This window comes from Arthrobacter sp. SAFR-044 (genome assembly GCF_059414985.1).
The window spans coordinates 1-15,826 of the sequence record NZ_JBPFDN010000003.1; the positions used below are offsets into that span (position 1 = coordinate 1).

Annotated in this window: 12 protein-coding genes and 1 rRNA gene; 9 read left to right on the forward strand and 4 right to left on the reverse strand. The window is 67.4% G+C overall.

The annotated features are described in order from the left end of the window. The 5 genes from rrf to ACR65J_RS05130 form a co-directional block, all read left to right on the forward strand. A 5S ribosomal RNA gene (rrf, locus tag ACR65J_RS05110) occupies positions 1-75 on the forward strand; the annotation flags it as partial. Between the two features lie 350 nt (positions 76-425). Continuing rightward, complete coding sequence (locus tag ACR65J_RS05115; protein ID WP_011693739.1) at positions 426-710, forward strand: HU family DNA-binding protein; 285 nt, start codon at positions 426-428, stop codon at positions 708-710. Positions 711-828: 118 nt separating this feature from the next. Beyond that, positions 829-2,985, forward strand: a complete 2,157-nt coding sequence (locus ACR65J_RS05120) for a bifunctional copper resistance protein CopD/cytochrome c oxidase assembly protein (RefSeq protein ID WP_440166678.1) — start codon at positions 829-831, stop codon at positions 2,983-2,985. Beyond that, on the forward strand, positions 2,985-5,003 hold the full coding sequence (locus tag ACR65J_RS05125) for an NHL domain-containing thioredoxin family protein (RefSeq protein ID WP_440166680.1): 2,019 nt from the start codon (positions 2,985-2,987) through the stop codon (positions 5,001-5,003). Before ACR65J_RS05120 ends, ACR65J_RS05125 begins: the two co-directional genes overlap by 1 nt. Positions 5,004-5,171: 168 nt before the next feature. Then, positions 5,172-6,041: a type IV toxin-antitoxin system AbiEi family antitoxin domain-containing protein gene (locus ACR65J_RS05130; protein WP_440166682.1), complete on the forward strand. Its 870-nt coding sequence runs from the start codon at positions 5,172-5,174 to the stop codon at positions 6,039-6,041. A 68-nt stretch (positions 6,042-6,109) separates the two neighbouring features. On the opposite strand, the gene ACR65J_RS05135 is transcribed toward ACR65J_RS05130, so the two are convergent. The 4 genes from ACR65J_RS05135 to ACR65J_RS05150 all read right to left on the reverse strand — a co-directional run bounded on the left by ACR65J_RS05135 (position 6,110) and on the right by ACR65J_RS05150 (position 11,581). Further along, positions 6,110-7,102, reverse strand: coding sequence for a hypothetical protein (locus ACR65J_RS05135; protein ID WP_440166684.1), 993 nt, complete (start codon positions 7,100-7,102; stop codon positions 6,110-6,112). A gap of 154 nt (positions 7,103-7,256) precedes the next feature. Then, a complete protein-coding gene (locus ACR65J_RS05140) occupies positions 7,257-9,035 on the reverse strand; it encodes a helicase HerA-like domain-containing protein (protein WP_440166686.1) in 1,779 nt (592 codons plus the stop codon). 48 nt (positions 9,036-9,083) lie between these two features. Continuing rightward, positions 9,084-9,629, reverse strand: coding sequence for a GNAT family N-acetyltransferase (locus tag ACR65J_RS05145; RefSeq protein ID WP_440166688.1), 546 nt, complete (start codon positions 9,627-9,629; stop codon positions 9,084-9,086). A gap of 20 nt (positions 9,630-9,649) precedes the next feature. Next, the gene (locus ACR65J_RS05150) at positions 9,650-11,581 is read right to left on the reverse strand and encodes an FAD/NAD(P)-binding protein (protein ID WP_440166690.1); all 1,932 of its coding nucleotides are present in this window, start codon (positions 11,579-11,581) and stop codon (positions 9,650-9,652) included. A gap of 281 nt (positions 11,582-11,862) precedes the next feature. Between ACR65J_RS05150 and ACR65J_RS05155 the strand changes: the two genes are divergently transcribed. From ACR65J_RS05155 to ACR65J_RS05170, 4 genes are read left to right on the forward strand one after another with little or no spacing between them, the layout of a single operon-like run. After that, entirely contained in the window at positions 11,863-12,891 is a 1,029-nt protein-coding gene (locus ACR65J_RS05155; RefSeq protein WP_440166692.1) for an amino acid ABC transporter permease, read from the forward strand. Further along, positions 12,891-13,700, forward strand: coding sequence for an amino acid ABC transporter ATP-binding protein (locus ACR65J_RS05160; RefSeq protein ID WP_440166694.1), 810 nt, complete (start codon positions 12,891-12,893; stop codon positions 13,698-13,700). The genes ACR65J_RS05155 and ACR65J_RS05160 overlap by 1 nt, the downstream gene beginning before the upstream one ends. Positions 13,701-13,709: 9 nt before the next feature. Then, complete coding sequence (locus ACR65J_RS05165; protein ID WP_440166696.1) at positions 13,710-14,765, forward strand: ABC transporter substrate-binding protein; 1,056 nt, start codon at positions 13,710-13,712, stop codon at positions 14,763-14,765. Then, positions 14,762-15,823: an LLM class flavin-dependent oxidoreductase gene (locus ACR65J_RS05170; RefSeq protein ID WP_440166698.1), complete on the forward strand. Its 1,062-nt coding sequence runs from the start codon at positions 14,762-14,764 to the stop codon at positions 15,821-15,823. Before ACR65J_RS05165 ends, ACR65J_RS05170 begins: the two co-directional genes overlap by 4 nt. Positions 15,824-15,826 lie beyond the last annotated feature (3 nt).

Below are 15,826 nucleotides of genomic sequence, written 5' to 3' on the forward strand. Positions count from 1 at the left end.
AACCCGGAAGCTAAGACCCACAGCGCCGATGGTACTGCACCCGGGAGGGTGTGGGAGAGTAGGTCACCGCCGGAACATCATTAATGGAGGGCCCTGACAAGGAATGTCAGGGCCCTCCGACTTTAACCACCACAACACCGCACGTCGCGGGCCTTCTGGACATTGATCTTGGCGGCCAGTGGCTGGGAGGTGCCGGCCGCCGTCGTACTTACCTGTTACCCAAGCGTGGACCGCTGTGCTGCGCGATGCCCGTGATGGGTTGAAGAAGGTGAAAACGCCCGAAGAATCGGTGATTAACCTCAAAAAGTGGCGGAAACACGCGGAATTTGCGGCCCGCAACCGCCCAAGCTGGTAAGTTTTCGAACAGTGGCCTGCGCGCATGCCGTGTGCAGGCTCCAGAATCAGAACCGTCCAGGAGGACATCAATGGCTAAGAACCGTAGTGAACTTGTTGCAGAGGTAGCTGGCAAGGCCGGCACCAGCCAGGCTGCCGTCAACTCCGTCCTCGACGCACTGTTCGAGGTTTTCGAGACTTCTGTCGCCGCCGGCGAGAAGATCACCATCCCGGGCTGGCTCGCCGTTGAGCGTACCGACCGCGCAGCGCGCACCGGCCGCAACCCCCAGACCGGCGAAACCATCCAGATTGCAGCAGGCCACAGCGTTAAGCTGACCGCCGGCTCCAAGCTGAAGGCCGCAGTCTCCAAGAAGTAGAGCTTATTCCCGGCCGGCACACAGCCGGCCGGAAAAGGAGCGGCAACCCCACAGGTTGCCGCTCCTTGGCGTTTAACCCGGATTCGCCGCCCGGGCGGGCGTAGCGGACAATGGAACGGTGTCTTCTGCCGCAAAACCACGTTCCACACCTCCCCAGACCAATCCTGGCAAGGGAGCTGCGGTCCGGGACGCCGGAAGCCGGGGGATCCCCGTGCCCTGGCAGCTGGCAGGCCTGGCAGCGCTTTTCCTGGGCCTCGCGGCAGCACTGATCTTCTCCGGTGCAGCAGCGGCCCGCAGCGTCGCTGATCCGGGAGCCCTGGTCCGCTGGGGGCTGCCCATCAGCAAGGCTATCCACAACGTGTCCCTGGCGACCGTCGTCGGCGGCCTGATCTTCGCCGTCGGCATCCTCCCGAAAAACCTCAACGCGCGTGGCCGGGGCCGGGAAGCACCCGCAGGCGGCGCGGCCGAGCATCCCGCGTTCACCCGCGTGCTGGCTGTGGCTGCCGCCGCGGGCGCGGTGTGGACCTTGTCCGCCATCGCGGTCCTGGTGCTCACCTACGCAGACGTCGCCGGTCAAGGGCTGTCCGGTGATCCCGCCTTTACCCAGGCCCTGGTCTATTTCATGACGGACATCGATACGGGCCGGGCCTGGCTTGCCGTCACCATCATTGCCGCAGTGGTGACAACCGCGCTGTTCGGCGTCCGGTCCCTCGGCGGCCTGGCCCTTACCCTCATCCTGGCCCTCATCGGCCTGGTGCCCACGGCCCTGATCGGACACTCCTCCAGCTCGTCGGACCACGAGGGCGCCATCAACTCGCTCGGACTGCACCTGCTCGGTGTCAGCACCTGGGTGGGCGGCATCATCATCCTGGCCCTGCTGTCCGGCATCCTGACAGGCAGCAAACCGGGGACAGCAACAGACATCACCGAGCCCACGCTGCGCCGCTTCTCGACCCTGGCTGGCTTCGCTTTTGTCCTGGTCTTCGCCTCGGGAATCATCAACGCCAGCATCCGCGTCACCAGCTGGTCGGATCTTTTCGGCTCCGCTTACGGGCAGCTGATCCTGGCCAAAACAGCAGCGGCAGTGGTCCTCGGCGGCATCGGCTTCATGCACCGGCAGTGGGTCATCCCGCAGCTGGGCCGCAAGGGGGCCACCATGTCTTCACGGCGGGTGCTGTGGCAACTGGTCCTGGCGGAGCTGCTGGTCATGGGCGCCACGTCGGGCATCGCCGTGGCCCTGGGCCGTTCAGCCCCACCGCAGCCAACGGAACTGGCGCCCAATGCCTCACCGGCCTTCATCCTCAGCGGCTACGACCTGCCCCCTGAGCTCACGCCGGAACGCTGGCTCACTGAGTGGCGCCTGGACTGGATCTGGGTCGGCGTGGCCCTCTTCGGCCTGGTCACCTACTTCCTGGGCGTTGCCAAAGTCCGCCGGCGCGGCGACTCCTGGCAGTGGTTCCGGTCCGTGAACTGGGTCATCGGCCTGGTGGTGCTGACGTACATCACGTCCGGGCCGCCGTCGGTCTATGGCCGCATCCTGTTTTCCGCGCACATGGTGGACCATATGGCGCTGACCATGGTGGCCCCGATCTTCCTGGTGCTGGGTGCGCCGGTGACCCTGGCCCTGCGTGCCCTGCCCGCCCGCGGCGACGGCTCCCGCGGCTCCCGCGAGTGGCTCTTGGTCTTCGTCCACTCGAAGTTCTCGCAGCTGGTCACCCATCCGCTGTTCGCGGCTGCCAATTTTGCCGGTTCCATCATCCTGTTTTACTACTCGGACCTGTTCGGCTTCGCCATGCGCGAGCACGTGGGCCACGAACTGATGAACCTGCACTTCCTGCTCACCGGATACATCTTCGTGCTGAGCATGATCGGTACGGACCCGCTGCCGCGCCGGGCCCCGTATCCCATGCGGCTGCTGCTCCTCCTGGCCACCATGGGCTTCCACGCCTTCTTCGGTGTGTCCATCATGGGCGGCACAGGCCTGATGGCAGCGGACTACTTCGGCAACCTGGGCCGTACCTGGGGACCATCGGCCCTCCTTGACCAGCAGGCCGGCGGCGCGGTGGCGTGGGGCATTGGCGAGGTGCCAACGCTGCTGGTGGCGATAGGCGTCGCCGTCATGTGGTCCAGGTCGGACCAGCGGGAGACCAAACGGGTTGACCGTGCGGCGGACAGGAATAACGACGCCGATCTGACCGCTTACAACGATATGTTTGCCAAATTGGCCGAACGCGACGCCAAGCTGGCTGAACGCAACAAGCTGGAAGGACGCTGATGAGCGAAACCGTACGCACCCATGCCCGGGTCCGGGCCTCCGAACTGGTGGGCCGCAACTGGTTGAACACCGGTGGCAAGTCCCTGGACCTTGAAGCCCTGCGCGGCAAGATCGTGCTCCTCGATTTCTGGACCTTCTGCTGCATCAACTGCCTGCACGTCCTCGATGAGCTGCGGCCGCTCGAGCAGCAGTACTCGGACGTCCTGGTCACCGTGGGAGTCCACTCGCCCAAGTTTGAGCACGAGGCGGACCCGGTGGCCCTGGCCGCAGCGGTGGAGCGGTACGAGATCCACCACCCTGTCCTGGACGACCCCGAGCTGGACACCTGGAAGGCGTACACCGCCCGCGCCTGGCCCACCCTGGTGGTCATCGACCCCGAGGGCTACATCGTGGCGCACCTTTCGGGCGAAGGCCACGCGGACGGGCTCGCGGTGCTGATCCCCGAACTCATCGCCGAGCACGAGGCCAAGGGCACCCTGCACCGCGGCTCCGGCCCCTACGTGGCCCCCGAGGCGACGTCCGGTACCCTGCGCTTCCCCGGCAAGGCACTCTTCCTCCCGCCGGGGCGCGGGTCCACGGCTGGAACGGCCGACGGCGGCGCGCCAGCAGGTGCCGCGGCGTCCGTTGCTGCCGACAAGGGATCCTGGCTGGTCACCGACACCGGCCACCACCGCCTGGTGGAGCTCGGCACCGACTTCGAAACCGTCCTGGCCACCTTCGGATCGGGCACCAAGGGCTACGCCGACGGACCCGCCGCGGGGGACACCGCCAGCGCCCAGTTCAATGAGCCCCAGGGCCTGGTCCTGCTCCCGGAAGACGTGGCAGCCAAGGCGGGCTACGACGTCGTCATTGCAGACTCTGTCAACCACCGCCTGCGGGGACTGTCGCTCACGGACGGCAAGGCTTCCACCCTGGCCGGCAACGGCATCCAGCGCCTGCTGGAAACCGGCCCGGCGCGGGTGGATGAGGACGGCGCGGGCTTCAGCGGCTCGCTGGGCACCGACCCGCTGGAAGTTGCGCTGAGCTCGCCGTGGGATGTGGTGTGGTCGCGCAAGCTCAATGCGGTGGTAGTGGCCATGGCCGGGACACACCAGATCTTCAGCTTCGACCCCGTCACCGGCGCCGTATCGATCATCGCCGGCAACGGCCTGGAAGGGCTCCTCGACGGTCCCGCCCACGAGTCCTGGTTCGCCCAGTCCTCCGGCCTGGCCGAGGATGCGGACGGCAACATCTGGGTGGCAGACTCCGAAACCTCGGCACTCCGCAAGCTGGTTATCGCTGACGATGCGTCCATCACCGTGGAGTCCGCCGTAGGCAAGGGCCTGTTCGACTTCGGCTTCCGCGACGGCCCCGCCGCCGAGGCACGGCTGCAGCACCCGCTCGGCGTGACCGTCCTGCCGGACGGCTCCGTGGCGATCGCGGACACCTATAACGGCGCCGTGCGCCGCTACGACCCCGCGTCCGGCACCGTGTCCACGCTGGCCCGCGGCCTGTCCGAACCGTCCGACGTGATTGTGGACCACACCCAGTCCGCGGGCTCGGAGCCCCTCCTGGTGGTGGTCGAGGCAAACAAGCACCAGCTGGTGTACGTTCCCATCCCCAAGGAAGCGCAGCAGGTGGATGAGGGCGCCTCCCAGACCCACCGGCCCAAGAGCCCCGTGGCGCCGGGCACGCTGGACCTGACCGTCCGCTTCACGGCTCCCACCGGGCAGAAGCTCGATGACCGCTGGGGCGATCCCACGCAGCTGAAGATCTCCTCCACGCCGCCCGAATTACTGGTATCCGGTGGCGGAACCTCCGTGGGCCTGCTGCGGACCCTGGAGCTGTCCGCGGACGTTCCGGAAGGCGTGCTGCACATTACCGCCCGCGCCGCGGCCTGCGACGGCCCCGAAACCGAGGACGGCGAGATCCCGGACCACGCCGCGTGCCACCTGTACCAGCAGGACTGGGGCATCCCGGTAGTCCTGCAGGCCGACGGCGACACCGAACTGGTCCTCGACCTGCGCGGGATGGACTGACCCGGCGAAGGTTGTGCCGCACTGGCCCGGTTTTCAGACTGTTAAGGCCTGAAGACCGGGCCGGTTCTGTTCCAGCAGCCCGAAAACTGGGCTGGTCTGGGGAGCGGTTTGTCCACATGGCGCCCGTGATGCCTGTCGCCGGCCACACGGAGCAGACATCGTGGCGTGATGGAACCTGCGGAAATCCTCAAATCGGCTGGAGGAGTGCTGCTGCGGCGTGACGTTATCGCCGCCGGTGCAACGGATACGGACATCCGACGCGCAATCCGTAGCGGCCATGTGGTGCGGCTGGAGCGCGGGCTGCTGGCCCTTCCCGGTGCTGACGCCGAACTGGTGGCAGCAGGACTGGCCCGGAGCCTCCTGACCTGCGCGTCCGCCGCCTCGCAGTACGGTCTCTGGCAGCTTCAACCCCCGCCGCGGCCCCACTACTGGCAGAGCAACGGGAGAAGTGCAGCCCGCTGTGTCAGCCACCGACTTCCGTTGACACAGCAGGCCCATCATCGGACCCTTGCCGCACTGCCCGACGTCCTGCTGCACGCGCTGCTGTGCCTGCCTGAACTCGAGTCGCTGGTCATGGTGGAGTGCGCCTACAACAGAGGGGACATTGAGCCGTCCTTCCTGTTCCGCCATCTGAACGGCAACCGGTCCGGCAAGGCACGGAACGTGGTGTCACAGGTTGAACGCGGCGCAGACTCTCTCCTGGAAACCTTGGCCCGGGTGCTGTTCAGGGAAGCCGGCATAGCCACCGAGACGCAGGTGTGGATAGACGGCATTGGCCGGGTGGACTTCCTGCTGGAGGGTTTCCTGATTGTGGAAATCGATGGAATCGCCTTCCACCTTGAACCCCGGCAATTCAAAAAGGACCGCCGCAGGGACAACCAGGCGGTCCGTCACGGATTGCCTGTGCTTAGGTTCTTCTACGATGACGTGGTTTATGCGCCTGACTCCGTCCTGGCGCAGGTCCGGGAGGTGCTGGCCCGGGGCTCACTGCGGTGGCCTCTGCCAAACCAGCCCAGATTTCGGCTGGATTGGGCCTAGGACAGTGAACAACCCGTCCCGCATGGCTTCAAAACTGGGCCAGTCTGGCGCAGGTGGCAGGGACAGGGCTAGAAGCTCAGCTGCGGGGTGACCTTGACCGTGTCGCCCGATACGTCCAGGCGGGTGGTGAAGCTGAAGTCCACCTCGGCGTCCAGCGGGTACCAGGCCCCGGTGAAGGCGTTTTGCTGGAGCGCCTCGACTTTGGCTTTGCCGTCCAGCGGCGAGACCACCCATCGGCCGTCAAAAGGCTCCACCGAGACATTCGGGTATTCGGTGACGCTCCACCGGATGCTGCCGTCCTGGACCCGGTTGTTGCTGGCGTAATAGAAAGGGCAGTCCGGCTGGAGCTTCTGCTCCTTGATGGCTTCGGCCGCGCAGCCGTCCAGGAATTCCCTGACCTTGGCGGCAACATCGTTCTTCAGCTTGTCAGTGGCCTGGGTCAGCAGGTTCAGCGGCGCCACCGGGGCGTCCTTGGCGGTGACGGTGGCACGCGTGGCGGGAGCCGAGAAGTACTGCCCGTCCAGGGAGGCCTCGTACTCGCCGGGGTAGAACACGGCAAAGGAATTGCGGCCGTTGGGCATGTTCACCGGAACGCCGTTGACCACGGCCTCGTTGCCATTGACCACGGTGATATCTACGGTGGGCAGCCGTGACGGGACGAATGCCCACGTGTTGAAGAACAGCCACTCGGTACCGGTCTTCTGCAGCAGGAATTCCGTGTGCAGCCGGCTGCCGTCAATGGTGTATTCCATCGGGACCATGACCTGGTTTCCCGGGCGTTCCTGGGGGTCCCCGATGGACACATTCGTGACGCGAGAGGCTGCCGTCTGCAAGCCGGTGCCGTCCAGCATGGCGGCGTTGCTGGGCGGAACCGCGGCCCGGAGGAGCCCCAGCGCACGTCCGCCGTCCCCGCTCCTGAGCGCGTCCAGGTATTCCCTGACAGGCTGCTGCGGGCTGGCCACGGTGTTGTTCACAACGTTGATGGCCACAATGGCTCCGGCGACGGCAAGCATGAGGCCCAGCAGCCATCCGGCCGCGATCCTCACCAACGCTTGACTCATCTGCACGTTCTACACAGTAACGTCAGTGCGGACGCACTCTAAAGTTGGTGTCCCCCCTAATGTGCACGGCACCACCCGGTTAACGCCCGACGGCGGCACCCGGGACAGCCTCAACAGGAACCCTGGGCAGCCTCCCCGGACACCGGTGGCGGGGTCAGCGGCGACGTCGCCGGGACGAGGTTCCGAACACTCCGCGGAGCAGTTCACGTCCCAACTGGGTACCCATGGACCGCGCCATGCTCTTCAGGCCGCCGCCCAGGGCACCCCCGAGTACGCCGCCCAGGTCGCCCATCATGCCGCCCGGCTGCGGCTCGGGCTGTTGGGGCTGGGGCTGGCGCGTCCGGGTGGCCTTGGCCCGCGGCTTGGACTCCCGCGCTTCGGAGGCCCGCGGTTCGTCGTATTGAGGCTCACTGTATTGGGGTTCGGGTGCCTGCGCGGGCCTGCTGCTGGGCCTGCCCAGGATCTCCTCCTCGATCCGGCGGGCCTCGGCGTCAACGTCGTACGCGCCCGGAGCGCCCGGAGCTGAAGGAGTGGCAGGTGCCCGGTCAGGCTCAGGTGCCGCCGGTCCTGTGGAGGCGGCGGCCTTGCCGGTGAGCTTCTCATAGGCGGAGGGGTTGTCCACCGCAGTTCCGTACTTGCCCAGCAGCGCCGAACCCGCCACCGTGCTCCGGACCAGGGCGTCCTCGCTGGGGCCCATGACGGATTCCGGGGCCCGCAGCCGGGTGAGCGCCACGGGAGTGGGCGCGCCCTTTTCGTTCATGACGGTGATGACAGCCTCGCCAATGCCCGCCGAAGTCAGCGTCTCTTCCAGGTCGTAGTCGCTCAGGGGGAAGGTGGACACCGTGGCCTTGAGGGCCTTGGCGTCCTCCGGGGTAAATGCGCGCAGGGCGTGCTGGACCCGGTTGGCCAGCTGCCCCAGCACATCGGCGGGGACATCCTTGGGAGTCTGGGTCACAAAGAAGATGCCTACGCCCTTGGACCGGATCAGCCGGACGGTGGTGGTGATGGCGTCCAGGAAGGCTTTGGTGGCGCCGTTGAACAGCAGGTGGGCTTCGTCGAGGAAGAACACGAGCTTGGGTTTGTCCAGGTCGCCGGCCTCGGGGAGGTCCTCGAACAGGTCTGCCAGCAGCCACATGAGGAACGTGGAGAACAGCATGGGCTTGGTCTGCAGGGTCGGGAGCTCCAGGCAGGTGACCACGCCGCGGCCGTCGGGGGCGGTCCGCAGCAGCTCGGCGGTGTCGAACTCCGGCTCGCCGAAGAACTTTTCCAGCCCCTGCGCCTCCAGGTTCACGATCTCCCGCAGGATGACGCCGGCGGTGGCCTTGGACAGGCCGCCGAGTTCCTCGAGCTTGTCCTTGCCCTCGTCAGAGGTGAGGAACTGGATCACGGCGCGGAGGTCCTTGAGATCGATCAGCTCCAGGCCGTTCTTGTCCGCAAAATAGAACACCAGCTGCAGGCTGGACTCCTGCGTGTCATTCAGTTCCATGATCCGCGACAGCAGGATGGGACCGAACGAAGTCACGGTGGCGCGGACCGGGACGCCGTTGCCGTCGCCGCCGAGCGCCAGGAACTCCACGGGGAAGGTCTTGCCCTCCCACGCCTGGCCGATGCTGTCCGTACGGGCCCTGAGTTTGTCGCTGCCGACGGCGGCCGTCGCCAGGCCGGAGAGGTCACCTTTGATGTCGGCCAGGAACACGGGCACGCCCGCCGTGGACAGCTGCTCGGCCATCATGTGCAGCGTCACGGTCTTGCCGGTACCGGTGGCGCCGGCCACAAGCCCATGCCGGTTCATCATGGCCAGCGGCAGCCGCACCGGCGCGTCCTTGTGGAGCTCGCCGTCGATGATGGCGGCCCCCAGTTCGATCGTGGCGCCTTCCAGCGTGTAGCCCTGCTGGATGGTGGCAAGCTTCTCTGCTGTGGTTTTGGTGGCCATGGCGCCAGCTTAGCGGCGGCTGCCCCGCCTCGCGGGCAGACCGGGCAGTCAATTTTTCGGCAGGTCCTTGGTGAACGCCAGCGGCCCGATGGTTTCCGGGTCGGCGTCCAGGTCGAACTGCGCTTGGTATCCGGCGTTCAAGTACAGGTGCTTGGCCTCGGGCTGCCGTGGCCCGGTGGTCAGGTACAGCCTGGAGTAGCCGCGGGCGGCGGCGAGGTCTTCGAGTTCGGCCAGCACCAAGCGTCCCAGACCACGACGGCGGTGGGCCGAGTGTGTCCAGATCCGCTTCAGTTCCGCGGTGGTTTCGTCGTAGCGGCGGAACGCGCCTCCGGCGATCGACTCGCCGTCCTCCTGGACCACCAGGAGCGCGCCGTGCGGCTCCTCGAATTCGGCCGCGGGGTAGCGGTTCAGCTCGTCCGCGGCGGCCGTGCGCCCGGACAGGTCCCCGTACCGGGTGTCATATTCGACGGCGAGCTCGTCCAGGAGCGGCCGGACCCGGGGATCATCCATGGGCAGTCTGAGGACCGAGAGCCTGGCGGAATCCAGTGGCCTGGGGCTGAGAGGGACGGGACGGAGGCAGGGTTCTGCGGTCACTGGTCATTCCTTGTCACTGGTCAACTCTTTCCGACGGCGGCTGGTTCTGGAGTAATTGTGGCCCGGGCAGCGACGTCCCGGGCAAGGCCGAGGATGGTGCGGGCCAGGGCATCATTCTCGCGGAAGGGCGCCGCGTTGGTGTTGGGCCTGGCAAAGGCGCCGGCACCCCAGCCGGATGTTCCGGGCCCGACGCCGAAGAGGGTGGCCTGGGCCCGGCCATCCGCGTCAACCAGGTGGTGCCCGGAGGAGACCAGCAGCTTCCCGGTGGAGTGGATCCCATCCGAGGTCAGCAGCTGCTGCTCGCTGCCCAGTCCGCTCCGATACAGCGAGGAAAGCACCGGGTTGAGGGAGCGGGCCACCGAGGTGGCCGGCAGCCGCGCCTCGATCAGCGCCGTGGCGGAAACCGAAACCCCGGATTGGGGTGATGTAGCCCGGAACCTTCCGGTGGCTTCGTCGGCCGCGACGTCCAGGCCGGGGCCGAGGAACTGCAGCAGTCCGGCCCGGTGCAGCGCCAGTATCTGGCGGAGGCGGTGCGGCGGCGGACCGGAGTCCACGAAGCTGAAGAAGCCATGCCACCAGCCGTGAATGACCTGCTGGGACTTCGCGTTGAGGCGCTCCGCCGGGACCACGCGCCCCACCTCCATGTACACGTGCAGCAGGGCGAGGAACAGTGCGAGGGTTTCCGGATGGTCGGGGCTGTCGCGCAGGGCCAGGTCATCTTCTATGTACCCGGCCACGGCATCCTGTACATCCTGGTGGCCGGCAAAGCGGACACCACCCAAGGGCCGGTCCAGCCGCTCCAGGTCCAGGTGCAGGCCCCGGTCCGGCACGGCGGCCGCCACGAGGTCCGCGCGCCCGCCGCTGTACCAGTCCACCTCCGAGTAGCGGGCGGCAAACACCTCCCACTCCATGGCACCCCGTTCGGGGCTGCCGGTGAGGAGTTCCCGGTAGTAGTAGTAGCCGGCTTCCTTCGCGATGAGCGGCCACAGGTGTTCACGGAAGTCCAGTTCGCCGTGGGCGTCCAGGAGGGCATCCACGGCGGCAGCAGTGAAGAAGCGCAGCGGTCCCGGAGCCTGGCCGCGCAGGGTCGAGGAAATCTTCGAGTGGTACGGCACCCCGCGGCGCGACCCTGCCCACAGCCGTGGTTCACGTCCGGACGGAAGGTAGCGCAGCCCGCCGTCGTCCGTTTCCTCGAACCTGCCGCCGCGTCCCTCCATGAGGAGGACAAGCAGGTCAACGAACGCCAGGCCCATCCCGGCAACGATCACGTCCTGCCCGGGGGCGATGGGGGAGTAGTCGACGTCGGTGGTGTAGCTGGGTGCCGCGTGGTAGCCGCCGTGCCGGGCGGCGAAGTCCGAGAACCCGGCGGAGACGGCGTCGGGGCGGGAGTCCGTGTGACCCACGGCGGTGACAACGATGTCAGCGTGCAGCGTCCGGCCATTGGCGAGCTCCACCTCATGGCCGCCATCCACAGCGGCAATGCCGAGGGCGGTGGTCCGGTGGACCGTCACACTGCGACCTAGCGATTTGGCAGTCCGGCGGAAGAACCACTCCAGGTACTGGCTCTGCAGCTGACGGGTGGGGAAGGTGGCGCCGGTGAGGGACCGCAGCTGGTCCCGGAGCTGCTGCGGGAAGTCAGGGACGTCGAGGATGGAGGTGTCCAGCACGCCGGCGGCCCATTCGGCGAGCCCTGGACCTGGTGCGGCGGGGCCCTCGCACTCCACGGACGCGTCCGTGAACATGGTGATGTCCGCCGCCATGGAGTTCAGCAGGAGCCCTGGGTCCTGGTCGTAGCGCCAGATGCGGCCCGAACCCGGCACATGCGGCTCCACCACATGGATCTGCAGCGGGCCCGCGAAGACCTCAGGCCTATTGGCGGCGATCCGTTCGAGCACACCCGCCGTGCGTGGTCCGCCGCCAATGAAGACGATCGCCGGGATGGTGGCTGGCATGGGTGCTCCTGACGGCCGGGGCTGGATTGAGTGCCCATGCTAGGCAGCCGTGTCGACGGCGGTCGAGCGCCTGGTCACGCCCGTTAATCCCGCGTCATGGCACGTTACGGGACGCAAAAAACCGACTCATGACGCCGCACGAAGCCCCGTGAACTTATGCAACTGCGCGCCTTGCTGGCCCGTTCCGGCCGGTCCTAGATTTGCAGCCAGCAACGGGCCGCTCGGTCCCAGCCCCCGGGAAACGGCCCGACCTGATCCCACGACGAGAAGCGAGGTGGCACATGAGTTCAGCAGCAACGACGGTGGCGCAGTCACAACAGCCGCAGCCGGCACCGCCGGCGGAAGCGCCACCGAAAACCGGACGGCCGGAAGGTGGGGCGGCCGCCCGGGAGGCCCCGGACTACTCGTCCTACCGGGTAGTGGCAGCAAAGCATCCGTGGCGCTGGGTGGGGACCGCCGTCGTCGCGCTTGGCGTCCTGGCGGTGGCCTGGTCCCTGGCCACCAACCCGCGCTGGGAGTGGGGCGTGGTGGCGCAGTGGTTCACCGCCCAGTCCGTGGTCAACGGGCTGGTGGAAACGCTCAAGCTGACCGCGATCTCCGGCATCCTCGGGTTCGTGCTGGGGTTCATCCTGGCCCTGATGCGGCTCTCAGCGTCGCCGCTGCTGGTCTCGGTGTCCTGGACGTTCTCCTGGATCTTCCGGTCCACGCCGCTGCTGGTGCAGATGCTCCTCTGGTACAACCTGGGCTACCTGTACGAGAAAATCAGCTTAGGCATCCCGTTCACCGATGTCCGGTTCTTCGAGGTCCAGACCACCACACTGATCAGCCAGTTCGCGGCAGCAGTGCTGGGACTGACCCTGAACCAGGCGGCATACTCGGCGGAGATCATCCGCGGCGGCATCCTGTCCGTGGACCAGGGCCAGCTGGAAGCCGCGGCCGCCCTGGGCATCCCGGCCTGGCGCCGCTCCACCCGGATCGTCCTGCCGCAGGCCATGCGCGCCATCCTGCCCACCGCGTTCAACGAGATCATCGGCCTGGTCAAGGGCACCTCGATCGTCTACGTCCTGGCCTACTCCGAGCTGTTCTACACGGTGCAGGTCATCTACAACCGCACGCAGCAGGTCCTCCCGCTGCTGCTGGTGGCCACCCTCTGGTACATCGTGATCACCTCCGTGCTGAGCGTGTTCCAGTACTACATCGAGCGGCACTACTCCAAGGGCGCGGTGCGGAACCTGCCGCTGACGCCCCTGCAGAAGGCCCGCACGTTCTTCGCCACCCACGCCGCTGTCCCCACCCGGAGGAACTCCTGATGACTGACACCCTCACCGCCCCCACCGCTACGCGCGGCCTGGTGGAACTCACCGGCGTCCGCAAATCCTTCGGCGCTACCGAAGTCCTCAAAGGCGTCAGCCTCAGGGTGGAACCCGGGGGAGTGGCCGTGATCGTGGGCCCCTCCGGATCCGGCAAGTCCACCCTGCTGCGCACCATCAACCACCTGGAAAAGGTCGACGGCGGCCACATCACCATCGACGGCCAACTGGTGGGCTACGAGGTCCGCGGTGACAGGCTGCATGAGCTCCGCGAAAAGGACGTCCTCAAGCAGCGCACCGAAATCGGGATGGTGTTCCAGAGCTTCAACCTGTTCCCGCACCTCACCGCGCTGGAGAACGTGGCGGAGGCCCCTGTCGTAGCGCAGGGACGCTCCAAGGCGGAAGCCCGCCGCCGCGGCCTGGAACTGCTGGACCGGGTTGGCCTCAAGGACCGGGCTGACGCCTACCCGCGCCAGCTCTCCGGCGGCCAGCAGCAGCGCGTGGCGATTGCCCGCGCGCTGGCCCTGGACCCCAAGATCCTGCTGTTCGACGAGCCCACCTCCGCCCTTGACCCGGAGCTGGTCAACGAGGTCCTGGACGTCATCCGCGAGCTCGCCACGTCCGGCACCACGCTGATCATCGTCACCCACGAGATGGGCTTCGCCCGGGACGTGGCGGACACCGTGGTGTTCATGGACCAGGGCCAGATCGTGGAACAGGGCACCCCGCAGGACATCTTCAGCAACCCCCAGGAACCGCGCACCCGGAGCTTCTTCTCCAAGGTGCTCGAACCGGCCTTCAACATCTAAGGAACTCCCATGGCTTTCCCCATCAGCGGCCGCCGCCGCGCACCCGCGGTGCGTCCCGCCGTCGTCCTCCTTGGCACCGCACTCCTGGGCGCAGCCGCGCTCGCCGGCTGCACTGACCCCGGCGCCTCCGCCGCCGGCAACCCCAGCGCAGGGGCACAGACGACGACGGCCCGCAACGGCGTCGTCTACAACACCTCGCCGGACCAGCAGCGGATCCGGGCTGACAAGGACGCCGCGCTCGCCGCCAAGGTCCCGGAACTGATCAGCAAGGACGGCAAGCTCACCGTCGCCACCACCGCCGGGTCCATCCCGCTGTCCTTCCACGCCTCAGACGACAAGACACCCATCGGCTCCGAGCTGGACATCGCCCAGCTGGTAGCGGACAAGCTGGGCCTCGACCTGGACGTCCAGGTCACGTCCTGGGAGAACTGGCCGCTGAAGACCCAGTCCGGCGACTTCGAGGCCGTGTTCTCCAACGTGGGCGTGAACAAGGACCGGGTGAAGCTGTTCGACTTCGCCAGCTACCGCGCCGCCTACATGGGGTTCGAAGCGAAGAAGTCCTCCACCTACGACATCAAGGGCGCCGATGACATCTCCGGCCTACGCGTCTCGGTGGGCTCCGGCACCAACCAGGAGAAGATCCTGCTGGCCTGGAACAAGGAACTCGAGGCCAAGGGCAAGGCGGCGGCCACGCTGCAGTACTACTCGTCCGACGCGGACACCATCCTGGCGCTGTCCTCCGGCCGCACGGACCTGAACATCGCGCCCTACCCGTCCACCGTGTACCGGGAGAACACGCGTGACGACCTGAAGGTGGTGGGCAAGGTCAACGCCGGCTGGCCGTCCGAGACCCTGGTGGCTGCCACCACGCTGCGCGGCAACGGGCTCGCGCCGGTGATTACCGAGGCCCTGAACTCCGTCATCAAGGACGGCTCCTACGGCAAGGTGCTGGAGCGCTGGGGCCTGTCCGAGGAGGCGCTGCCGGAATCCAAAACCATCACAGCGGAAAACTACGCGGCCACACAGGCTACGGCCGCTCCCTCACAGGCAGGAAAGGCATCATGAACGCTGAAGACACCAGCCAGCCGGGCTTCCTGGCGATCGAGCTCGACGGCGCCGGCTGGGACGGCGCGGACCTCACCCGCGCCGTGCTGGCAGCCGAGTCGGCGGGCTTCCATGCCGCCACCTTCACCGATGCGCCCGCTCGCGGCCGGGCCAACGCGCTGCAGCGCGCGGCGTTCGCCGGGCCCGTAACCCGAACCATTGCGTTGGTCCCGGAGGTGGACACCGTATATACGGAGCCGTTCCACGTCTCCACGCAACTGGCCAGCCTGGATTATGTCTCCGGCGGCCGGGCCGGGTGGATTGTGTCCGCCGCGGAATCGCCTGAGGCCGCTGCCGCCGTCGGACGTTCTTCCGTCACAGGTGCCGCGCTGGGGCAGGAGGCCGCCGCGTCCATCGAGGTATCGCGGCGGCTGTGGGATTCTTGGGAGGACGACGCCGTGATCCGGGATGTTGCCACCGGGCGGTACATCGACGTGGACAAGCTGCATTACGTGGATTTCGAGACGCCTGCCGGCTTTGCCGGCGCGGGGTATTCCGTGAAGGGGCCGTCCATCATTCCGCGGCCGCTGCAGGGGCAGTTGCCGGTGCTGGTCCCGGCTTCCTTGATCGGTGAGGGCCTTGTGCCGGCGAACTCCGTGGATGCCGTGCTGGTGTCCGCGCCAACGGCTGAGCTCCTCGCCATCGAGGTCCGCGACGTGCGGGCCCGGGCGGGCACGGGCGTTGCGTTGGTTGCCGAGCTCGACGTCGTCGTGGATTCCCGCGGGCAGGCCGCGGCTGTGCGGAGTGTGTCGTTCGACGGCGGCCGGGCGGCTTTCGTGGGTTCTGCAGCCGGTCTCGCGGACTTCCTCGCGGACCTCCTTAAGGAGGCCGACGGCGTGCGGCTGCATCCGGCGTCGCTCTTTGTTGACCTGGAAGAGCTGGGCCGGCTGGTACTGCCGGAGCTCCGCCGCCGCGGCGCGCTGCGTCCGGTGGTGCAGGACGGGACCTTCCGCGACCTGCTGGGCCTGGCGCGCCCTGCCAGCCGCTACGCATCTGCCGTTGCCGGCACCGGAAAGTAAGGG